At 53.5% G+C, this 21937-nt stretch carries 21 protein-coding genes and 1 pseudogene; 15 read left to right on the top strand and 7 right to left on the bottom strand.

What is annotated here, in order from left to right:
• Positions 1-112 precede the first annotated feature (112 nt).
• The 5 genes from OGX99_RS05960 to OGX99_RS05940 all read left to right on the top strand — a co-directional run bounded on the left by OGX99_RS05960 (position 113) and on the right by OGX99_RS05940 (position 5226).
• On the top strand, positions 113-1828 hold the full coding sequence (locus OGX99_RS05960; RefSeq protein WP_003840621.1) for a solute:sodium symporter family transporter: 1716 nt from the start codon (positions 113-115) through the stop codon (positions 1826-1828).
• A complete protein-coding gene (locus tag OGX99_RS05955; protein WP_187259911.1) occupies positions 1825-3318 on the top strand; it encodes a sulfatase-like hydrolase/transferase in 1494 nt (497 codons plus the stop codon). The genes OGX99_RS05960 and OGX99_RS05955 overlap by 4 nt, the downstream gene beginning before the upstream one ends.
• Before the next feature lie 99 nt (positions 3319-3417).
• Positions 3418-3765 carry a YidH family protein gene (locus OGX99_RS05950; RefSeq protein ID WP_057101861.1) on the top strand — a complete coding sequence of 116 codons (348 nt, stop codon included), beginning with the start codon at positions 3418-3420 and terminating at the stop codon, positions 3763-3765.
• The gene (locus OGX99_RS05945; protein ID WP_121540571.1) at positions 3755-4117 is read left to right on the top strand and encodes a DUF202 domain-containing protein; all 363 of its coding nucleotides are present in this window, start codon (positions 3755-3757) and stop codon (positions 4115-4117) included. Before OGX99_RS05950 ends, OGX99_RS05945 begins: the two co-directional genes overlap by 11 nt.
• A complete protein-coding gene (locus tag OGX99_RS05940) occupies positions 4114-5226 on the top strand; it encodes an anaerobic sulfatase maturase (protein ID WP_252838597.1) in 1113 nt (370 codons plus the stop codon). Before OGX99_RS05945 ends, OGX99_RS05940 begins: the two co-directional genes overlap by 4 nt.
• A 2-nt stretch (positions 5227-5228) precedes the next feature.
• Here the strand turns inward: OGX99_RS05940 and dsdA are convergent, their stop codons facing one another.
• Both dsdA and dsdX read right to left on the bottom strand, forming a co-directional pair.
• Complete coding sequence (gene dsdA, locus OGX99_RS05935; RefSeq protein WP_187253915.1) at positions 5229-6551, bottom strand: D-serine ammonia-lyase; 1323 nt, start codon at positions 6549-6551, stop codon at positions 5229-5231.
• A 17-nt stretch (positions 6552-6568) separates the two neighbouring features.
• Positions 6569-7906, bottom strand: a complete 1338-nt coding sequence (gene dsdX / locus OGX99_RS05930; protein ID WP_286542956.1) for a D-serine transporter DsdX — start codon at positions 7904-7906, stop codon at positions 6569-6571.
• A gap of 229 nt (positions 7907-8135) precedes the next feature.
• On the opposite strand from dsdX, the gene dsdC reads away from it, so the two are divergent.
• Positions 8136-9062 (top strand): DNA-binding transcriptional regulator DsdC, encoded by a 927-nt coding sequence (gene dsdC / locus OGX99_RS05925; RefSeq protein WP_151217220.1) that lies wholly within the window; start codon positions 8136-8138, stop codon positions 9060-9062.
• 77 nt (positions 9063-9139) lie between these two features.
• Positions 9140-10222, top strand: a complete 1083-nt coding sequence (locus OGX99_RS05920) for a cellulase family glycosylhydrolase (protein WP_252838595.1) — start codon at positions 9140-9142, stop codon at positions 10220-10222.
• Here OGX99_RS05920 and emrD read toward each other — a convergent pair.
• The 3 genes from emrD to tisB form a co-directional block, all read right to left on the bottom strand.
• Entirely contained in the window at positions 10149-11333 is a 1185-nt protein-coding gene (gene emrD / locus OGX99_RS05915; RefSeq protein ID WP_151217108.1) for a multidrug efflux MFS transporter EmrD, read from the bottom strand. The two genes, OGX99_RS05920 and emrD, sit on opposite strands and share 74 nt — an antisense overlap.
• Before the next feature lie 193 nt (positions 11334-11526).
• Entirely contained in the window at positions 11527-12360 is an 834-nt protein-coding gene (locus OGX99_RS05910; protein WP_151217106.1) for an EamA family transporter, read from the bottom strand.
• Positions 12361-12483: 123 nt separating this feature from the next.
• Positions 12484-12573: a type I toxin-antitoxin system toxin TisB gene (gene tisB / locus OGX99_RS05905; RefSeq protein ID WP_003023909.1), complete on the bottom strand. Its 90-nt coding sequence runs from the start codon at positions 12571-12573 to the stop codon at positions 12484-12486.
• A gap of 521 nt (positions 12574-13094) precedes the next feature.
• Here tisB and ivbL point away from each other — a divergent pair.
• The 3 genes from ivbL (at position 13095) to ilvN (ending at position 15283) form a co-directional block, all read left to right on the top strand.
• Positions 13095-13193: an ilvB operon leader peptide IvbL gene (gene ivbL, locus OGX99_RS05900; RefSeq protein ID WP_003827118.1), complete on the top strand. Its 99-nt coding sequence runs from the start codon at positions 13095-13097 to the stop codon at positions 13191-13193.
• A gap of 107 nt (positions 13194-13300) precedes the next feature.
• A complete protein-coding gene (gene ilvB / locus OGX99_RS05895) occupies positions 13301-14989 on the top strand; it encodes an acetolactate synthase large subunit (protein ID WP_187253912.1) in 1689 nt (562 codons plus the stop codon).
• A 3-nt stretch (positions 14990-14992) separates the two neighbouring features.
• Positions 14993-15283, top strand: a complete 291-nt coding sequence (gene ilvN / locus OGX99_RS05890) for an acetolactate synthase small subunit (RefSeq protein ID WP_151224031.1) — start codon at positions 14993-14995, stop codon at positions 15281-15283.
• A gap of 1 nt (position 15284) precedes the next feature.
• Here the strand turns inward: ilvN and OGX99_RS05885 are convergent, their stop codons facing one another.
• Entirely contained in the window at positions 15285-16070 is a 786-nt protein-coding gene (locus OGX99_RS05885) for a DeoR family transcriptional regulator (protein WP_151224030.1), read from the bottom strand.
• Between the two features lie 325 nt (positions 16071-16395).
• On the opposite strand from OGX99_RS05885, the gene rbsK reads away from it, so the two are divergent.
• Genes rbsK through OGX99_RS05870 form a run of 3 tightly spaced genes read left to right on the top strand, consistent with a single transcriptional unit; the run spans position 16396 to position 19685 of the window.
• A complete protein-coding gene (gene rbsK, locus OGX99_RS05880) occupies positions 16396-17316 on the top strand; it encodes a ribokinase (RefSeq protein ID WP_003844463.1) in 921 nt (306 codons plus the stop codon).
• 27 nt (positions 17317-17343) lie between these two features.
• The gene (gene fucP, locus OGX99_RS05875) at positions 17344-18660 is read left to right on the top strand and encodes an L-fucose:H+ symporter permease (RefSeq protein WP_151217098.1); all 1317 of its coding nucleotides are present in this window, start codon (positions 17344-17346) and stop codon (positions 18658-18660) included.
• An 11-nt stretch (positions 18661-18671) separates the two neighbouring features.
• A complete protein-coding gene (locus OGX99_RS05870; RefSeq protein ID WP_187253911.1) occupies positions 18672-19685 on the top strand; it encodes an aldose 1-epimerase family protein in 1014 nt (337 codons plus the stop codon).
• On the opposite strand, the pseudogene OGX99_RS23860 reads toward OGX99_RS05870, so the two are convergent.
• A pseudogene (locus OGX99_RS23860) lies at positions 19631-19816 on the bottom strand (hypothetical protein); the annotation flags it as partial. The gene OGX99_RS05870 and the pseudogene OGX99_RS23860 overlap by 55 nt on opposite strands.
• 22 nt (positions 19817-19838) lie before the next feature.
• On the opposite strand from OGX99_RS23860, the gene uhpA reads away from it, so the two are divergent.
• The gene (uhpA, locus tag OGX99_RS05865) at positions 19839-20429 is read left to right on the top strand and encodes a response regulator transcription factor UhpA (protein WP_151217095.1); all 591 of its coding nucleotides are present in this window, start codon (positions 19839-19841) and stop codon (positions 20427-20429) included.
• Positions 20429-21931, top strand: coding sequence for a signal transduction histidine-protein kinase/phosphatase UhpB (uhpB, locus tag OGX99_RS05860; protein ID WP_252838594.1), 1503 nt, complete (start codon positions 20429-20431; stop codon positions 21929-21931). Before uhpA ends, uhpB begins: the two co-directional genes overlap by 1 nt.
• The last annotated feature ends 6 nt before the right edge of the window (positions 21932-21937 follow it).

Below are 21937 nucleotides of genomic sequence, written 5' to 3'. Positions count from 1 at the left end.
GTTCAGGGATATGACGTTTTTATTTTATGAAATCTGACTGCCTGACCCGGTGCGCAATACCTCCTGTTACACCCTACAGCTACCGGGACATAATGAAAAAAAGGGCTATGAGATGAATACGCTACAAATTTTAAGCTTTGTGGGCTTTACGCTGCTGGTGGCGGTAATCACCTGGTGGAAGGTACGCAAGACGGATACCGGATCGCAACAAGGGTATTTTCTTGCCGGGCGTTCCTTGAAAGCACCAGTGATTGCGGCGTCACTGATGTTAACTAACCTTTCGACCGAGCAGTTGGTTGGTCTGTCTGGTCAGGCTTACAAAAGCGGAATGTCGGTCATGGGCTGGGAAGTTACCTCTGCGGTGACGCTTATCTTTCTGGCGCTGATCTTTCTGCCTCGCTATCTGCAACGTGGTATCGCTACGATCCCGGATTTTCTTGAAGAACGCTACGATAAAACAACACGGATTATTATCGACTTTTGCTTTCTTATTGCCACTGGCGTCTGCTTCCTGCCGATTGTGCTTTATTCAGGGGCGCTGGCGCTGAACAGTCTTTTTCACATCGGTGAATCACTCAATATTTCTCAGGGTGCCGCAATCTGGTTACTGGTTATTTTGCTGGGCATTGCCGGAATTATTTATGCGGTGATCGGCGGCTTGCGCGCAATGGCGGTGGCTGACTCCATCAATGGTATTGGCCTGGTGATTGGCGGACTGATGGTACCCGTGTTTGGCTTGATTGCGATGGGCAAAGGCAGTTTTTTACAAGGTATCGAGCAACTGACCACCGTGCATGCGGAGAAATTAAACTCAATCGGCGGAGCGAACGATCCGTTGCCGATTGGTGCGGCCTTTACCGGTTTGATTCTGGTGAATACTTTCTACTGGTGTACCAATCAGGGCATCGTGCAGCGTACGCTGGCCTCCAAAAGCCTCGCTGAAGGGCAGAAAGGGGCATTGCTCACAGCGGTATTGAAAATGCTCGATCCGCTGGTACTGGTATTACCGGGCTTAATTGCTTTTCATCTGTACCAGGATCTGCCAAAGGCGGATATGGCCTATCCGACACTGGTGAATAACGTGCTGCCTGTTCCTTTAGTGGGGTTTTTCGGCGCGGTTTTATTCGGCGCGGTAATCAGTACGTTCAATGGATTTTTAAACAGCGCCAGTACCTTATTTAGTATGGGCATATACCGGCGAATTATTAATCAACATGCACAACCGGAACAGCTGGTTCGCGTTGGTCGTAAATTTGGTTTTTTTATCGCGGTAATTTCCGTGCTGGTAGCGCCTTGGATCGCTAATGCGCCAGAAGGGCTCTACAGCTGGATGAAACAGCTCAACGGTATTTATAACGTGCCGCTGGTGACCATCATCATTATGGGATTCTTTTTCCCGCGCATTCCCGCGCTGGCAGCAAAAGTCGCCATGGGACTCGGTATTGTCAGCTACATCACCATCAACTATCTGGTGAAATTCGACTTTCACTTCCTTTACGTACTGGCCTGTACCTTCTGCATCAACGTGGTGGTCATGCTGGTTATCGGTGTTATCAAGCCGCGTGCCACGCCGTTTAAATTCCATGATGCTTTCGCGGTAGATATGAAACCGTGGAAAAACGCCAAACTTGCCTCTGTCGGTATCCTGACTGCGATGATCGGCGTCTATGCCGGGCTCGCACAGTTCGGCGGGTACAACACGCAATGGCTGACCATTCTCTGCTACTCAACTACGGCGGCAGTGATGATGTATTTGATGTACAGCAGTTGGCAGACGCGGCGTAACGCGACTGCACAATGTGTCCCTGACGCTAAGGATGAAGCATGACCCGGCCCAATTTTCTGTTCATTATGACCGATACCCAGGCGACCAATATGGTCGGCTGCTACAGCGGTAAGCCGCTGAACACCAATAATATTGATAGTCTGGCAGCGGAAGGTATTCGCTTTAACTCGGCCTATACCTGTTCACCAGTGTGTACGCCGGCCCGCGCAGGGCTGTTTACCGGGATTTATGCCAACCAGTCCGGGCCGTGGACCAATAACGTCGCGCCGGGGAAAAACATCTCCACTATGGGGCGCTACTTTAAAGATGCGGGCTACCACACCTGTTATATCGGCAAGTGGCATCTCGACGGACATGACTACTTTGGGACCGGCGAATGTCCGCCAGAGTGGGATGCTGATTACTGGTATGACGGGGCAAATTATCTCGCAGAACTGACGGATAAAGAGATCGGTTTGTGGCGTAACGGACTCAATAGCGTGGAAGATTTGCAGGCCAATAACATTGATGAGACGTTCACCTGGGCGCATCGTATCAGTAACCGGGCGGTCGATTTTCTCCATCAGCCTGCGCGTGCCGAGGAACCGTTTCTGATGGTGGTTTCCTATGATGAGCCGCATCATCCGTTTACCTGTCCGGTCGAGTATCTGCAGAAATATCAGGACTTTTATTACGATCTCGGTGCGAAAGCGCATGACTCTTTGCTCGATAAGCCCGAGCACCATCGTCTGTGGTCGCAAGCCATGCCATCCCCGGTTAGCGATGACGGGCGCTACCACCATCCGCTCTATTTTGCCTGCAACGACTTTGTTGATGATCAGATAGGTCGGGTGATCAATGCCTTAACGCCGCAGCAGCGAGAGAATACCTGGGTCATTTATACCTCCGACCACGGTGAGATGATGGGCGCGCATAAACTCATCAGTAAAGGGGCCGCGATGTATGACGACATCACACGAATTCCGCTGATTATGCGCCCGCCGCAAGGGGAGCCTATACAGGTAGACACACCGGTCAGCCATATTGATCTGCTGCCGACGATGATGGCGCTGGCGGGTATTGAGAAGCCGCAAATCCTGCCAGGTGAAAACATTCTTGCCGTTGAAAAGCCGCGCGGTGTGATGGTGGAGTTCAACCGTTATGAAATTGAACATGACAGTTTTGGCGGATTTATCCCGGTACGCTGCTGGGTGACGGACGACTGGAAACTGGTATTAAATCTGTTTACCAGCGATGAGCTTTACGACAGGCGTAACGATCCAGATGAACTACACAACCTGATAGATTCGCCGCAATTGGCCGACGTTCGCTGCCAGATGCACGACGCGCTGCTGGACTACATGGATAAAATCCGCGATCCGTTTCGCACCTATCAGTGGAGTTTGCGTCCGTGGCGTGCTGATGCCATACCGCGCTGGATGGGGGCTTTCCGCCCGCGCCCTGAAGACGGCTATTCTCCGGTGGTACGTGATTACGACACCGGTTTACCGACCCAGGGCGTAAAAGTGGAAGAGAAAAAGCAGAAGTTCTGACTACAATGCCAGTTGGCGCAAATATCCTTATTTGCAACTTACTTGTAGGCCGGATAAGGCGCTAGCCACCATCCGGCAATGACAACCAGAGGAGTTTGGATGAAGATTTCCCGCCTGGGTGAAGCGCCGGATTACCGCTTCTCGTTGGCAAATGAACGCACTTTTCTGGCGTGGATCCGCACCTCGCTGGGGTTTCTGGCGGCGGGTGTGGGTCTTGACCAACTGGCTCCGGATTTTGCCACGCCGGTGATTCGTGAACTGCTGGCACTGTTGTTGTGTCTGTTTGCCGGCGGTCTGGCGATTTATGGCTACCTGCGCTGGTTGCGCAATGAAAAGGCAATGCGCCTGAAAGAGGACTTGCCGTACACTCATAGCCTGTTAATCATCAGCCTGATTTTAACGGTAGTTGCGGTGATTGTGATGGCGCTGGTGCTGTATGCCGGATAGCCGTAAATCGCGACGGATCGCCGATCCTGGTTTACAACCGGAACGTACCTCGCTGGCCTGGTTTCGCACGTTGTTGGGCTATGGCGCGTTAATGGCGCTGGCGCTGAAGCACAACTGGCATCAGGCGGGTTTCCTGTTTTGGGTTTCAATTGTAGTGCTGGCGCTGGTGGCGATTGTTCTTTGGCGCTATACCCGCAGTCGCAACCTGATGGATGTCAGTCATAGCGATTTTTCTGAATCTCGCGCGGTGCGTGACAAATTTATGATCTCCCTCGCGGTGTTATCCCTCGCAATACTGTTTGCTGTAACGCATGTCCGCCAACTTATGGCATTTATCGGGAATTTAGCATGACAGGATGTCAGGTCATGGCCAAGCCGGCCAGCTCTCGTTGTAATCTCGATTGTCGCTACTGTTTTTACATTGAGAAACCCACTCAACCCGCAATGGATGACGCTACCTTAGAGACGTTTATTCGCCAACATATCGCTGCGCAGCCGGGGCCCGAAGTGATGTTCGCCTGGCAGGGGGGCGAGCCAACTCTTTGTGGCGTAGACTTTTTTCGCCGCGTTGTGACGTTGCAAAAACAGTACGGAGAAGGGAAGCAAATCCATAACGCTTTCCAGACCAACGGAATTTTGCTCAATGACGAATGGTGTCAGTTTTTACGCGATAACGGCTGGCTGGTTGGGATCTCTCTGGATGGCCCGGCCGAGTTGCACGATGCTTATCGCGTTAACCGCAGCGGAAAACCGACGCATCATAAGGTGATAGAGGCTATTGCTAAACTTCGTGAGTATCAGGTGGAGTTCAATCTGTTGGTGGTGATTAACCGCCTGAACAGCCAGCAGCCCGAACAAATGTATCGTTATCTTCGCCAGTGCGGCACGCCCTTTCTGCAGTTTATTCCGTTGGTTGAATATGATGAAAAAGGCGAGCTTACCGCCGACTCCGTCCCGCCGCAGGCGTGGGGAACCTTTCTGAATTCCGTCTTTGATATCTGGGTCAGAGAAGATATTGGTCGCGTATTCGTCCAGCTATTTGATTCAACCCTCGGGGTATGGTGCGGGCATCCGGCGCAGATGTGTTCGCTAAGCTCCACCTGCGGGCATGCTTTTGCCCTGGAAGCGAATGGCGATTTGTATCAGTGCGATCACTATGTCTACCCTGATTATCGCCTGGGTAATATTCATCACACCTCGCTGAGTGAGCTCAATGCCAGCTCTCGGGCTGCGGAGTTTGGTCAGGCCAAGAGAACCACGCTGAGCGCGGAATGTCAGGCGTGTTCGCTGCTGCGTTTTTGCCACGGCGACTGCCCTAAGCACCGTGGCAGAAATGGAAAGAGTGCGATTTGCGGCGGATACAGCGCTTTTTTCAACCATACCGCGCCGCATATGCGCGTAATGCGCGATCTCATTAAGCAGCATCGCTCACCCGCGGAGCTGATGGCGATGCTGCGCTGAGATTAGCGCCCTTTCGCCAGGTACTGCGCCATTTCGGCTTCCGGCACCATACCGCCGCCGGTCGCCCACACGAGGTGTGTGGCGTTATTGAGCTGCGCTGCGCTAAATCCGTGCATGTGCTGATAGTCAGTGGAGGCGCAAACGTGCTGCGGACCGGTCATCCCCGCCAGCGCCGACGGCTCAAGGCGAATGCCTTCTTCCTGCGCCAACCAGCCCAGCATGTCGTACAGGGTCTGATCGTCCAGGGTATACAGACCGTCGAGCAGACGTTCCATCGCCCGGCCAACAAAGCCCGAGGCGCGACCGACCGCCAGCCCGTCCGCTGCCGTCAGGTTGTCGATACCGATGTCCTGTACGGAGATGGTATCGTGTAGCCCGGTATAAATCCCCAGCAGCATGCACGGGGAGTGGGTTGGTTCCGCGAAGAAACAGTGCACGTTATCGCCAAACGCCAGCTTGAGGCCAAACGCCACGCCGCCAGGGCCGCCGCCGACGCCGCACGGCAGATAGACAAATAACGGATGCTCGGCATCCACTACGCGCCCCTGCTGGGCAAACTGCGCTTTCAGACGCTGACCGGCGACCGCGTAGCCTAAGAACAGCGTGCGGGAATTTTCATCATCGATAAAGAAGCAGTTTGGATCGGACTGTGCCGCCTTACGACCTTGTTCAACCGCCACGCCGTAATCTTCTTCGTACTCCACTACCGTCACGCCGTGGCTGCGCAGCTTGGCTTTTTTCCACGCGCGGGCATCGGCAGACATATGAACCGTAACGTTAAAGCCGATCCGGGCGCTCATGATGCCAATCGACATCCCGAGGTTGCCGGTGGAACCGACTGCGATGCTGTACTGGCTGAAGAACTGTTTAAACTCCGGCGAAAGCAGAATGCGGTAATCGTCTTTGGTGGTCAGCAGACCGGCTTCCAGCGCCAGTTTTTCCGCATGGGTCAGTACTTCATAAATGCCGCCGCGCGCTTTGATTGAACCGGAAATCGGCAGATGGCTGTCTTTTTTCAGCAGGAGTTCGCCGTTAATGTGCTGCCCGAACTCTTTTTCCAACCGTTTTTGCATGGCCGGGATTGCGGCCAGCTCAGATTCGATAATGCCTCCGGTAGCGGCAGTTTCCGGGAAGGCCTGCGCCAGATACGGTGCGAAGCGCGTCAGACGCGCGTGGGCATCCTCAACGTCGTGTGCTGTCAGGCCAACATAGGGTAAACCTTCCGCAAGAGAGGTGGTGCCAGGGTTAAACCAGGTTGTCTCTTTCAGAGCCACCAGATCTTCCACTAAAGGATGCTGGGCGATAAGTGTTTGAATGTTTTCCATAGTCAGTCTCTTCGCGCTTAGATAATAAAGGAAAGCAGGAATGTGCAAGCCAGTGCAATAACGGACGCGATAAATGTCGCGGTCGTATAGTATTTGAACGTTTCATTGAGGGTGGCGCCGCAGTACTGCTTCACCAGCCAGAACAGGGAATCGGTGACGATCGTGCAGCCAATAGCGCCGGAACCGATGGCAATAGCGATGATCTCTGGGCTCACGTTAGGGTAGAGTGGCAGCATCGGTGCCACGATTGCCGTCGCACCCATCATCGCAACGGTGGCAGAGCCTACCGCCGCATGCAGAATCAGTGCGACCAGCCACGCCAGCAGAATCGGGTGCATATGCATGTTTGAGAGGATCAGAGCCAGAGTATCCGCCAGCCCGCTGCTCTTGAGGATAGCGTTGAATGCGCCGCCTGCACCGATAATCAGCAGAATGTTAGCAATCGAGCCAAAACCGTTTTCGGTGTGGGTCAGCAGCGTCCCCATGCCAATGTGCTGACGCAGACCGAGAATGTAATAGGCCACGAAAACGGCAATAAACATCGCGGTGATTGGGTTACCGATAAACTCCAGCAGCGTATACAACGTACTGCCTTTCGCCATGTTCAGCTCAGCGACGGTTTTGACCAGCATCAGGCCAATCGGCAGGAGTACGGTAAACAGCGTAGCGCCCAGCGACGGCAGCGTACTTTCGTCGCGCACTTTCAGGTCGGAAAACTCAGCCGGTACCGGTTTAAACGGCAGACGGTTACCGAGGAATTTCAGGTACAGCGGCCCACCGACAAGCGAAGCCATTAAACCCACCAGTAAGCCGTAGATAATTACGGTGCCAATATCCGCGCCCAACTTATTCGCCACGAACAGGGCGGCCGGATGCGGAGGTACGACGCAGTGTACCGCCATCAGCGCCGTACACAGCGGAATCGCCAGCTTCAGTAATGAGGTATTGGTTTTTTTAGCAATCGAAAAGGCCAGTGGAATCAACAGCACCACGCCGACTTCAACGAACAGCGTGATACCGCAAATCAGCCCGACCAGCACCATAATGACGTCCGCGGAAAGCCAACGGCAGCGCTGCAGCGTCAGGCCGATGCGTTCGGCCGCGCCGGACACTTCCATCATTTTGCCCAAAATGGTCCCTAGACCAATAACCGCCGCGAGGAAGCCCAGCGTACCGCCAATACCACTCTCAATGGCATTGACCATATCCAGCGGCCCCATCCCCATCATCGTACCCACGAAGAAACTGGCTAACAGCAGCGCCAGAAACGGGTGGAATTTGAACTTCACGATGGTCAAAACGATTAACACGATGCTTATTAGCAGCGTGCTCACAACCCAGATTTGAGAGTGCATAGCTCACCTTGCCCTGTGATTAATATAGGGTTATTGGACAAAAATAAGGCACGGTCTGACAAACGATATAAATCTCCTTTCACATGAGCCAGATTGCATCAAATGAGTGATTTGCGTCTAATTACGCTGCATTTATGCGATATGGTTCACCTTGATTCATCTTTATGCTGATTTTTACAGCGAACTTTTTTACACTCCGGCGAATGAATCAGGAGGACAGGAGGTGAATTTGGATCCCCTACGCGAGGTCAGAAACCGGCTGCTCAACGGTTGGCAGCTGTCAAAACTGTATACCTTTGAAGTGGCGGCCCGGCATCAATCGTTTGCGTTGGCGGCAGATGAGTTATCGTTAAGCCCCAGCGCCGTTAGCCATCGCATTAATCAGCTGGAAGAGGAACTGGGCATTCAGTTGTTTGTCCGTTCGCACCGTAAAGTGGAACTCACCCACGAGGGTAAGCGGGTGTTCTGGGCGCTGAAATCGTCGCTGGATACGCTCAACCAGGAGATTCTTGATATTAAAAATCAGGAGCTGTCCGGGACGCTCACTGTCTACTCACGGCCCTCTATCGCTCAGTGCTGGCTGGTTCCGGCACTCGGCGACTTTACGCGTCGCTATCCGTCGATTTCTCTGACCGTGCTAACCGGAAACGACAACGTCAATCTGCAGCGCGCCGGTGTCGATCTGGCTATCTATTTTGACGATGCACCCTCTGCGCAGCTTACACACCACTTCCTGATGGATGAAGAGATCCTGCCGGTATGCAGCCCGGACTACGCTCGCCGCCATGACCTTACGGGTTCGCTGGTGAATTTGCCGCACTGCACCTTGCTGCACGACAGACAGGCATGGAGTAACGACTCAGGAACCGATGAGTGGCACAGTTGGGCACAACATTTTGCGGCGAATCTGCCGACATCGTCGGGGATTGGTTTCGATCGCTCTGATTTAGCGGTAATTGCCGCCATGAACCATATCGGCGTGGCGATGGGCCGAAAGCGGTTGGTTCAAAAACGTCTCGACAGCGGAGAACTGGTCGCGCCTTTTGGCGATATGGCGCTGAAATGCCATCAGCATTACTACATCACCACATTGCCAGGCAGGCAATGGCCGAAAATTGAGGCATTTATCAGCTGGCTTCAGGAGCAGGTTAAATAAGCGGACTGCGAATATTTTTACGCGTTCTCACTACACGGAAAGTCAAAAAGCATGCTAAATACGTGATATCACTCCTGATGATTTGCGTAAGGACGACCGTGTTAAAGCCGATAGTTTCCCTTTTACTGTTAGCCAGCGCCACCGTGTGTGCCGCGCAACCTGCGCTGACGGCGGCGCAATATGCGCAGCAGCTTGGCGTTGGGATGGACGTAGACTGGGCACGCACCGATCGGGGTATCCGAGAATTTGATCCGCTGGTGGTGCGGGACTACAAGGCGAAAGGGTTGGCCCACGTACGCATTCGTGTGGCGGGAGAGCCCACAGAATCGCGGCTGATTCATCTGCGCAAGCTGGTAGAAGCCTGCGAGCAGTATGGCGTGATCCCGATCATTGCCTATCAGGCTGATGAATATAAAAAAGACCCCAGTGCCGGTAACGAAAAAGAGGTGGTTAACTGGTGGGTGGCGGTGGCGCATTATTTTGGTCAACGCTCGCCGTTGCTGGGTTTTGACCTGATATATGACCCCTCTGATAAGCTCTACCATAATCAGGCATCGCTCAATCGCGTGTATGACAAAACCATTCGAACCATCCATGCCATCGATCCACAGCGAATGATTTTTATCGCGCCGAAACTGCATGCCGCTCCGGAAGATTTGGCCAATCTAAAGCTGCCGCCGCAAAGTCAGAATACCGTGCTGGCCCAATGGCATATTTTTCCGTGGGGACCGATGAAAAATAACGGCAAATATCCGTGGACATCAGGGACTGTGGCAGAAAAGGCCGCCATTCGCGCGCGTATCAATACCGCCATTCATTGGCAGCAGAAAACAGGTCATCTCAGTTGGGTTGGAGGCTGGTCGCCAGGAGAGACCATCAGAAACCCGCCTTCTGCTTCGCAAATGGCGTTTGCACGCTTTATGGCGTGCGAGCTGAAAAAAGCGAAAATTCCCTATGCTATCAATGCGGATACGCAGTTCTATGATGGTGAGGAGGGGGCCTGGCGTCCGGCGCTGGAGCCGTTGCTGACGACGATGATCGCGCCAGAATGCGAAAAGCCCGGCGATATGCCGGGCCATCATACGCTTAAACCGCCTGTCCCTGATGCGATACGCGTGACGCCAGCGGAAGCCAGCAAACAAAAATCAACAGCCCCATAAGGGTCATCAGCAGACCCAGACTGGCTTGCCCGGTTTGCGGCAGCATGGCAGAGAACCATGCCAGCACGCCGGAACCAATGTTCTGTAATCCTCCAACCAGCGCGCCAGCCGTGCCTGCCAGGAACGGGAAAGGCTCCATTGCGCCGCTGGTTGCCAGAGGAAACAACATTCCGGCACCGAAGAAAAACAGTGCGGCAGGAACCAGCAGCGTCCAGACGTTCATCACGTCAAACAGCCCTGGGATCCACATCATTAAACCCGCTACCAGACAGCAGGTCACCGACTGCCACATTAGCGTCGAGAAACGCTTATTCTGACGACCGGCAAACCATGCACCGAAAAATGCCGCCGGGATGGGCAGAATAAACAGGATACTGACCACCATGCTGCTCAGACCGAGTCGTGCGCCCAACAACACCCCGGAGCAGGCCTCAAAGACCGCAACACCCGCCAGACCACCGATCAACATCAGCACGTAACAGGTGAAAGCGCTATTACCAAACAAGGTTTTGTAGCTGGCGATCAGTCGTGGACGCGGCGCACCCGCAGGGCGCGTTTCCGGCATCCAGCGTGCCATGCTAAACGTCACGCCCGCACACAGAATCAACAGGAAAATATAGCAGGCGCGCCAGTTCCACACTGTGTCCAGCACACCACCAATCAGCGGAGCTAACAGCGGACTGACCAGGATCCCCATGTTTAACAGACTATTGGCGTGGCGCAGTTGCGTGCCTTCGTACAGATCGCGCGGTAACGTTCGCGCCATCACACCGCCGACGCCCGTTCCCATCCCCTGGATGGCGCTGGCGATAATCAGTACCGTCAGGCTATGGGTGGTAATCGCGACAAGCGTGGCCAGCATAAAAATAGACATTCCGGCGAGGATCACCGGGCGGCGCCCTACGCGGTCAGAAAGGGGACCGTAAACCAGTTGCGACACGCCGTAGGTCAGCAGATAGGCGGCCATCACGCTTTGTACCGCCCCTTCGCGAACGTTCAGTTCACGCGCCATATCAGCAATCGCGGGGATATAAATGGTTTGCGCCATCTGACCTACCGCCACCAGTAATACCAACATCAACAACAAATTGACGCTTCTATGCCTTTTCATTTCGCTGATTACTTTTAAAAAAGAGAAAAAAGAAGAATAAGGTGCTGCACTTTCCCGTAAATGCGCGTGGAATCTACCACAACAGAAAAAGAAGGTCAGATAGTGGGCTGGAAAGTTTACGTGATAGACGGCAGGAAATGTAAACAAAAAGCGGCAACAAATGTTGCCGGATTGCATCGGGTTTACAACGCGATCATGATAAGCGGAGTAAAACTGCGCCTACAGCAATGCCTGCGGCTGCAACAAGACGTATTCCGGCAACCTTTTCTTTCAGCAGCAGCCACGCGAGCAGCGCGCCAAACAGGATCGACGTTTCACGCAGCGCAGCGACCACCGCCAGCGGAGCCTGGGTCATGGCCCACAGCGCCAGGCCGTAAGATCCCATCGTACCAATCCCGCCAAGAATACCTTTTTTCCACTGCTGTACCAGATAACGTGACGCTTCCCGGCGTCGGGCGAACATCGCCCAGCTCAGCAGGCAAGAGCCGTTCAGAAAGAAGGTCCATAGCGTGTAGCCCAGCGCGGTTTCTGAAAGCCTGACGCCAGTGCCATCAACCAGCGTATAACCGGCGATAAAGCAGGCGTTAACGAGCGCCAGGATAATCCCCCGTTGCGAACCGCTACGTCCGTTAAATGCCATCCCGAGAATAGCCAGACAGATGGTGGCAATCCCTACCCAGGCGAGTAACGAGAGGCTATCGCCAAGGAACAGGACGCTGATAATTGCGACCAGCAGCGGCGCTGTGCCGCGCATCAGAGGATAGGTCTGGCTCATATCTGAAACCTGATAGGTTTTAGCGACCAGAACGGTATAGACCACCTGTAATGCGGTTGAGACAGCTAAAAACGGCAGGCTGGCGGCAGAGGGTTGCGGCGCAAAGGGTAAACAAATCAGCGCCATAATCGCAGCGGTTCCGCTGACGCTGATAGCCGAGTACAGCTTGTCGTTTCCCGCTTTTACAATGGCATTCCAGCTGGCATGCAGCAGTGCGGCGAACAGCAAAATGCAGAAAACAGAAAGCGTCATAGTGGAATTCTTCCCTGAGAATGTCATAAAAACGTAACACATTGGTACGACACAAGCACCAGGGAGAAGGTGAAAGGGGAGCGGAGTGTTACCCGCCCCCCTTCGGTGCGACTTGAATCTGAGTTACTTAACGTATTTCAGAACAGCATCAAGGAGTTGCAGTGCTGCAACAATGAGTTTGAGGATAAGAATAGCGATATCCACGAGGCTCATACGCTCTCCTTTTGGTACAAGGAGCACGGTGCTGGCGTACCTCGCCGCTGCCTGTTGCCAGCACCTTTATTGACATAACACAGTGTGCTCACACGGGGTTAAGGCGCTGACGGCACCACCCGTTTCAGCCAGGACTTTGTTGCGCCGGTTTACTCTGCGGCCCCCGCATAACACATTGCGTACCGAGACATTATAGATAAATACTGTATAAATTAACAGTATTTTATGGACGTTATGCTATTCATGCTCCATACTCAAAACCATCAAAATTCGTGCCGAAATTGCGTGTTCTTCGCAGAACGCGTATACTTTTTTTGTTGACATAACACAGTGTGTTCGGCGGCTACCAACCGCGCCGCGCTGAAAAAAACCTCGCTCCGGCGGGGTTTTTTGTTTTTCAATTGGGCACAGCGAAATGTGATCCTTGACGCATTTTTGTGCAGATGAAAATTTTTCCATTGTCACACTGAAAAACCTGTGTTTGTATGAATCCAGTTAATCAACAAACAAACAGGTCCCTAATGAACCCTTCTATGCTGACTGCGACCCTACTAAAAACTGCGCCATCTCGCGCAGCGGTCGTCGTGCGTGTGGTGGTGGTCGTCGGCAATGCGCCGTAGGGTCCGGAACAACACACGATTCCAAAACCCCGCCGGCGCAAACCGGGCGGGGTTTTTCGTTTCAGAGACCTGCCCGGAGCAAAGGCCCAGAATAAAAGGACTGGAGCATGGCAAGTTCGGGCATAACATCCAAGCGTACGCGTTTTACGGGCGCAGAATTCATCGTTCATTTCCTGGAGCGCCAGGGGATTCAGGTCGTCACCGGTATTCCAGGCGGCTCGATTCTTCCCGTTTATGACGCCTTAAGCCAAAGTACGCAAATCCGTCATATCCTGGCGCGCCACGAGCAGGGTGCGGGGTTTATCGCGCAGGGGATGGCGAGAACCGATGGCAAGCCCGCCGTCTGTATGGCTTGTAGCGGACCGGGCGCAACCAACCTGGTGACTGCCATTGCCGACGCGCGTCTGGATTCCATCCCGCTGGTGTGTATCACCGGACAGGTTCCGGCCTCGATGATTGGCACTGACGCCTTCCAGGAAGTTGACACCTACGGCATCTCTATCCCCATCACCAAGCACAACTATCTGGTCCGTCATATCAATGAATTACCGCAGGTCATGAGCGATGCGTTCCGCATTGCGCAGTCCGGACGCCCAGGCCCGGTGTGGATAGACATTCCTAAGGATATTCAAACCGCTGTTTTTGACATTGAAGAAATGCCGGAGCCTGCGCAGAAAATGGCGGCGCCGGAATTCAGCCAGGACAGTATTCGTGATGCTGCAGCTATGATTAACGCCGCCAAACGCCCGGTGCTGTACCTCGGCGGCGGCGTGATTAACGCGCCGGGGCGCGTTCGTGAGCTGGCCGAAAAAGCAAAATTGCCTACCACCATGACGTTGATGGCGCTCGGCATGTTGCCAAAAGCGCATCCGCTGTCGTTAGGCATGCTGGGTATGCACGGCGCGCGCAGCACTAATTTTATTCTGCAAGAGTCTGATTTACTGATTGTTCTTGGCGCACGTTTTGATGACCGGGCGATTGGTAAAACCGAACAGTTCTGCCCGAATGCCAAAATCATCCACGTAGATATTGACCGCGCAGAGTTGGGTAAAATCAAACAGCCGCACGTGGCGATCCAGGCGGATGTCGATGAGGTTCTGGCGCAATTGATCCCATTGATTGAAGCGCAACCGCGTGAAGAGTGGCATCAGCTGGTGTCTGACCTGCAGCAAGAATTTCCATGCACGATCCCGCAGGAAAAAAATCCGCTCAGCCATTACGGGCTGATTAACGCCGTTGCCGCCTGCGTGGACGACAGCGCGATCATTACCACCGACGTCGGTCAGCATCAGATGTGGGCGGCGCAGGCTTATCCGCTGAACCGCCCACGTCAGTGGCTGACCTCCGGCGGTCTGGGAACCATGGGCTTTGGCCTGCCAGCGGCGATTGGCGCGGCGCTGGCGAACCCGGATAAAAAAGTGCTGTGCTTCTCTGGTGACGGCAGCCTGATGATGAACATTCAGGAAATGGCGACAGCCAGCGAAAATCAGCTGGATATTAAAATCATTCTGATGAATAACGAAGCGTTGGGTCTGGTGTATCAGCAGCAGAGCCTGTTTTATAAGCAGGGCGTTTTTGCCGCCACCTATCCGGGAATGATTAACTTTATGCAGATTGCCGCCGGGTTTGGGCTCGAAACCTGCGATTTGAATAACGAAGCGGACCCACAGGCAGCATTGCAGGCCATTATCAATCGTCCCGGCCCGGCGCTGATCCACGTACGCATCGATGCCGATGAAAAAGTATACCCGATGGTGCCGCCGGGTGCGGCAAACACAGAGATGGTGGGGGAATAAGCCATGCAACAGCAGACTCATGACAACGTAATCCTGGAACTCACCGTGCGTAACCACCCCGGCGTAATGACTCACGTTTGCGGCCTGTTCGCCCGTCGCGCGTTCAACGTGGAAGGCATTCTCTGTCTACCGATTCAGGGCAGCGATAAAAGCCGCATCTGGCTATTGGTCAACGACGATCAACGTCTGGAGCAGATGATAAGCCAGATCGACAAGCTGGAAGATGTGGTGAAGGTGACCCGCAACCAGTCCGACCCGTCGATGTTTAACAAAATCACGGTTTTCTTTGAGTGAGTTAGTCGCCGTCTGAGTCCGGAGTGATGACTTTGACAGAGCCGTTCCGGCAGTGGGTTGCGTAATCTGCCGGTAACGGACGATCGCTTATCAGTACATCAAAAGTGGAGAGCGGACCAATGCTGGCGGGGGCGACCTCATCAAACAGGGCGTGGCGCGTCAGTAGAATTTTGCGTAATCCGCGTTCCATCGCTTTGCGTTTGGTGGCCAGATCGTCCGGGTTGAACCAGCTAACGCCGAAATGCTCATGGACGCCGCTGGCGGAGATGAATACTTTTCGTGGGTTGAGCGCATCCAGCGGAGAGGGGTTGCTGGTATCGTAAAAGGCGTCACTTTTCGCCCGATAGGTGCCTCCGCAAAGAATCACCGTGGCATTGGGTTTTTCATTCAGCGCCACGAATACCCGGTGCGAGTAGCAAATTCCGGTAAAGGAAATATCATCCGGGATCATGCTGACGACTAATGGCATTTCCGCACCATTATCAAAAAAGACCAGATCGTTTTCACTTACCAGTCCCGCGGCCAGAATGGCAACCGGTAAGTCGTCGCGATGATACTGTTTTTGCGCAGGCACTGGGGCATTAACGTTGGCGGCGGGCTTGTTCACCATCACAATGTAACCACCGAGCAGCGTAAGCGGTAACGGCTCGTCATCCTGGCTGAGATCCCGACGAATGGTCATCACGGAAACCTCCAGCATTCGCGCCGCCTCTTTCAGATGGATTCTGTCGGTCTTCTTCAACAATTCCATCAGACGTCGAATACGTTCTTTTTGCTTGGTTTCCATGCATACTCTCCACGAATCATGTTCTCATGTTCCTTCAGTAACATTTGTGTGTTTCTGAGAACATGACATTGCTGCATTACTATACGTCTGACTATTGTGAAATAAAAGCGTGTTTTTTCACGTTTTATTGATTACATGCAGCTTATTTTTAGCCAATTGTAAGCAAGTTAATCATTTTGAATGTGATAGAAGTGCAACACTTAGCGGAATAAATAAACAATAAAATGATCCCCCAATCGCGATCCTAGTCACAAATGATACGAAAGTAACATGATAATGTTATTTTAATATCATTGTTGTGTGATTGTTTCTGAGAGGTAGTAAAATGGATATCGCGGTTATTGGCTCCAACATGGTGGATCTCATCACCTACATCAACCAGATGCCCAAAGAAGGGGAAACGCTGGAAGCGCCCGCGTTCAAAATTGGTTGTGGCGGTAAAGGGGCAAATCAGGCCGTTGCGGCCGCTAAGCTCAATTCCAAAGTACTGATGCTGACGAAAGTTGGTGATGATATTTTTGCGGATAACACCATTCGTAATCTCGAATCCTGGGGGATTAATACGACCTATGTCGAAAAGGTACCTTGTACCAGTAGCGGCGTTGCGCCGATCTTTGTTAATGCAAATTCCAGCAACAGCATTCTGATCATCAAAGGCGCCAACAAATTTCTCTCTCCGGAGGATATCGATCGCGCCGCTGAAGATCTGAAAAAGTGTCAACTTATTGTCCTGCAGCTTGAAGTTCAGTTGGAAACGGTTTATCACGCGATTGAATTTGGTAAAAAACACGGTATTGAAGTGTTACTAAATCCCGCGCCAGCATTACGGGAATTAGATATGTCTTATGCCTGTAAATGCGATTTCTTCGTGCCGAATGAAACCGAGCTTGAAATATTAACCGGTATGCCGGTGGATACCTATGACCATATTCGTGCTGCGGCACGTTCGCTGGTTGATAAAGGTCTGAACAATATTATCGTCACCATGGGTGAGAAAGGTGCACTGTGGATGACGCGTGACCAGGAAGTCCATGTGCCGGCCTTTAAAGTGAACGCTGTCGATACCAGTGGCGCAGGTGACGCTTTTATCGGTTGTTTTGCCCACTATTACGTTCAAAGCGGTGATGTCGAAGCCGCCATGAAAAAAGCCGTTCTCTTCGCTGCATTTAGCGTTACCGGGAAAGGCACTCAATCATCTTATCCAAGCATCGAACAATTTAATGAGTTTCTTACCTTAAACGAATAATACTCCTGCATTGTAAAAGGTAGCACTATGAACGATAAAAACATCATTCAGATGCCTGACGGCTATCTGAATAAGACACCTCTGTTCCAGTTTATTTTGTTATCCTGTTTATTCCCATTATGGGGATGCGCAGCCGCATTAAATGATATTCTGATTACGCAATTCAAAAGCGTATTTTCACTCAGCAACTTTGCTTCGGCATTAGTGCAGAGTGCCTTTTATGGCGGGTATTTTTTAATTGCGATTCCAGCATCATTGGTGATTAAAAAGACCAGCTATAAAATCGCCATCTTAATGGGACTGACGCTTTATATTGTTGGCTGTACGCTCTTTTTCCCGGCATCGCACATGGCCACCTACACCATGTTCCTCGCGGCAATTTTTGCGATTGCGATTGGCCTGAGCTTCCTGGAAACGGCAGCTAATACTTACAGCTCCATGATAGGCCCAAAAGCGTATGCCACCTTGCGCCTGAACATCAGCCAGACCTTTTACCCCATTGGCGCAGCTGCCGGTATTCTGCTGGGCAAATATCTGGTCTTCTCTGAAGGTGAGAGTCTGGAAAAACAGATGGCTGGGATGAACGCGGAACAGATCCACAACTTTAAAGTGTTGATGCTGGAAAATACCCTTGAACCTTACAAGTACATGATTATGGTGCTGGTTGTGGTGATGGTGTTGTTCCTGCTGACCCGCTTCCCGACCTGCAAAGTCGCGCAAACGGCGAGTCATAAGCGCCCGTCAGCGATGGACACGCTGCGTTATCTGGCCAGCAATGCCCGTTTCCGCCGTGGGATTGTGGCGCAGTTCCTGTATGTGGGGATGCAGGTTGCGGTGTGGTCATTCACTATCCGTCTGGCACTGGAATTGGGTGATATCAACGAGCGTGACGCTTCAACCTTCATGGTCTATAGCTTTGCCTGCTTCTTTATCGGCAAGTTTATCGCCAACATATTGATGACGCGCTTTAATCCGGAAAAAGTGCTGATCCTCTACTCCATCATTGGCGCACTGTTTCTCATCTATGTTGCGCTGGCGCCCAGCTTCAGTGCCGTGTACGTCGCCGTGCTGGTGAGCGTCCTGTTTGGACCCTGTTGGGCGACAATCTACGCCGGTACGCTGGATACTGTGGATAACGAACATACTGAAATGGCGGGTGCTGTGATTGTCATGGCAATTGTCGGTGCTGCGGTAGTTCCGGCAATTCAGGGCTATGTGGCCGATATGTTCCACTCGCTGCAACTCTCGTTCCTGGTCTCCATGTTGTGCTTCGTGTACGTCGGAATCTACTTCTGGCGTGAGAGCAAAGTACGCAATAATCTGGCTGAAGCGACGGTTTCCTGAGGAGAACGATCATGACAACACGTATCACGCTGTGGCGGGAACTCTTTGCCGAGCATCCGCGAATCTTACTGAAAAATAGCGATTTCACGGTTACCGCGTTTCGTTATGCCAGCGGTGTGGAAGGGCTGAAGGTAGAAAACAGTCGTGGACATCTGGTTATTCTGCCCTGGATGGGGCAGATGATCTGGGATGCTCAGTTTGACGGGCATGATCTGACCATGCGCAACATGTTTAGTCAGCCAAAACCGGCTGCAGAAGTGGTCGCGACCTACGGCTGCTTTGCTTTCCACTCGGGGTTATTGGCTAATGGCTGCCCGTCGCCGGAAGATTCTCACCCGCTGCATGGTGAAATGGCCTGTGCCGCGATGGATGAGGCCTGGCTGGAACTGGAAGGCGAGAATTTGCGCGTGAGCGGACGCTACGAGTATGTGATGGGGTTCGGTCATCATTATCAGGCGCATCCTGCGGTGGTCATGCGCAAGGCGAGCGCGCTGTTTGATATTCAGATGGCGGTCACTAACCTCGCCTCAGTGGCAATGCCGTTGCAGTACATGTGCCATATGAACTATGCCTACGTCCCGGAAGCGACCTTCAGCCAGAATATCCCGGATGAAGCCATAACGCTGCGTGAGTCGGTACCCGCACATGTTAAGCCTACCGAGCAGTGGCTGGCGTTTAATCAGCGAATTATTCAGGGTGAGGCCTCGCTGGCGCGCCTTAATGAACCCGATTTTTACGATCCGGAAATCGTTTTCTTCGCTGACCAACTGGACAGATACACGGATAAGCCTGAATTTAGCATGATCGCACCTGATGGCACCACGTTCGTGACGCGTTTCTCCAGCGCGGAGCTGAATTATGTCACCCGTTGGATCCTCTATAACGGCGATCAGCAGGTGGCAGCCTTCGCACTACCCGCGACCTGTCGCCCTGAAGGCTTCCTGGCGGCGGAACGAAACGGGACGTTGATTCAGATAGAACCGAAACACACCCGCACATTTACCGTCACAACGGGCATAGCCTGATCGCTCAAGGCTTGAACAGCAAAGCACTTATCGTTAAGGTAAGCGCTTTTGCCGGATGGCGGTATTAATGCCTTATCCGGCCTACAACGGCACCCGCCCGTAGGCCTGATAAGCGCAGCGCCATCAGGCATGTCTTAGCGCCAGGATGAACCCATGATCACCGTTGCCCTTATCGACGACCACACTATCGTCCGCTCCGGCTTTGCCCAACTGCTCGGTCTGGAGCCTGATTTGCAGGTTGTGGCTGAGTTTGGCTCAGGCAGCGAGGCGCTGGCGGGATTACCGGGGCGCGGCGTGCAGGTCTGTATCTGTGATATCTCGATGCCAGACATCTCCGGCCTTGAACTGTTAAGCCAGTTGCCAAAGGGAATGGCGATTATCATGCTCTCTGTCCATGACAGTCCAGCGCTGGTGGAGCAGGCGCTCAACGCGGGCGCGCGTGGTTTCCTTTCCAAACGCTGTAGCCCGGATGAGCTGATCGCGGCGGTGCATACCGTGGCGACCGGCGGCTGTTATTTGACGCCGGACATCGCCGTCAAGCTGGCGGCCGGTCGTCAGGATCCGCTGACTAAACGCGAACGTCAGGTGGCGGAAAAACTGGCGCAAGGCATGGCGGTCAAAGAAATTGCCGCCGAACTGGGCCTGTCGCCGAAAACGGTGCACGTCCACCGCGCCAACCTGATGGAAAAGCTGGGTGTCAGCAACGACGTCGAACTGGCCCGCCGGATGTTTGACGGCTGGTAATGAACACGCTCTGTTCCCGGTTAATCACCGTTGTTGCCTGCTTCTTTATCTTCTCTGCCGCGTGGTTCTGCCTGTGGAGCATCAGCCTGCATCTGGTTGAGCGCCCGGAGCTGGCGGTTCTGTTGTTTCCATTTGGCCTGCGTCTGGGGCTGATGCTGCAATGTCCGCGCGGCTACTGGCCGGTGTTGCTGGGTGCGGAATGGCTGCTTCTTTTCTGGCTGACGCAGGAAGTGGCGCTAGAACATTTGCCCCTTTTGATGATCGGTAGCTTCCTCACACTGCTGCCGGTGACGCTGATCTCCCGTTATCGCCATCAGCGCGACTGGCGTACCTTGCTGTTGCAGGGCGCGGCGCTGACGGCGGCGGCGCTGTTACAGTCGCTGCCGTGGCTGGGGCAGGGGGAAGCTGCGTGGAATGCACTGCTGCTGACCCTCACCGGTGGATTAACGCTGGCCCCAATTTGCCTGGTGTTCTGGCACTATCTGACCAGTACCACCTGGCTGCCACTCGGTCCGGCGGTGGTGTCTCAGCCGGTGAACTGGCGCGGGCGGCATCTGGTCTGGTATCTACTGCTGTTTAGCATCAGCCTGTGGCTCCAGCTGGGATTACCCGCCGAGCTTTCGCGCTTTACGCCGTTCTGCCTTGCCTTACCAATCATCGCATTGGCCTGGCACTACGGCTGGCAGGGGGCACTGATTGCGACGTTGATGAACGCCATTGCGCTGATTGCCAGCCAGACCTGGCACGATCACCCCGTTGATTTACTGCTCTCGCTGTTGGCGCAAAGCCTGACCGGGCTGCTGCTCGGCGCAGGGATCCAACGCCTGCGCGAGCTGAATCAGTCGCTGCAAAACGAGTTAGCGCGTAACCATCGGTTGGCTGAACGCCTGCTGGAGACCGAAGAGAGCGTGCGTCGCGACGTGGCGCGCGAGCTGCACGATGATATCGGCCAAACCATCACCGCCATTCGTACGCAAGCGGGCATCGTCCAGCGCCTGGCTCCGGAGAATGCGGGCGTGAAGCAGAGCGGGAAGCATATTGAACAGCTCTCGCTGGGTGTCTACGACTCGGTGCGCCGCCTTCTGGGTCGTCTGCGTCCTCGCCAACTGGATGATCTCACGCTGGAGCAGGCCATCCGCTCATTGATGCGTGAAATGGAGCTGGAAAGCCGCGGCATCGTCAGCCATCTTGACTGGCATATTGATGAATCGGCTCTCAGCGAAAGCCAGCGCGTGACGCTGTTCCGCGTCTGCCAGGAAGGGTTGAACAATATTGTGAAGCACGCCAACGCCAGCGCGGTGACGTTACAAGGCTGGCAACAAGATGAGCGGCTGATGTTTGTGATTGAGGACGACGGCAGCGGCCTGCCACCGGGGTCGAATCAGCAGGGATTTGGCCTGACCGGAATGCGTGAACGCATTACCGCCCTCGGGGGGGCGTTGTCGATTTCCTGCACCCACGGCACGCGGGTCAGCGTGTCACTGCCTCAACGTTATGTGTAAGGAGCG

This window comes from Citrobacter sp. Cu096 (assembly GCF_030332285.1).
In the GTDB taxonomy this organism is placed as follows: domain Bacteria; phylum Pseudomonadota; class Gammaproteobacteria; order Enterobacterales; family Enterobacteriaceae; genus Citrobacter; species Citrobacter meridianamericanus.
Note: the sequence above shows the minus strand (reverse complement) of the source record. Positions and strands in the feature narration are given on the sequence as shown.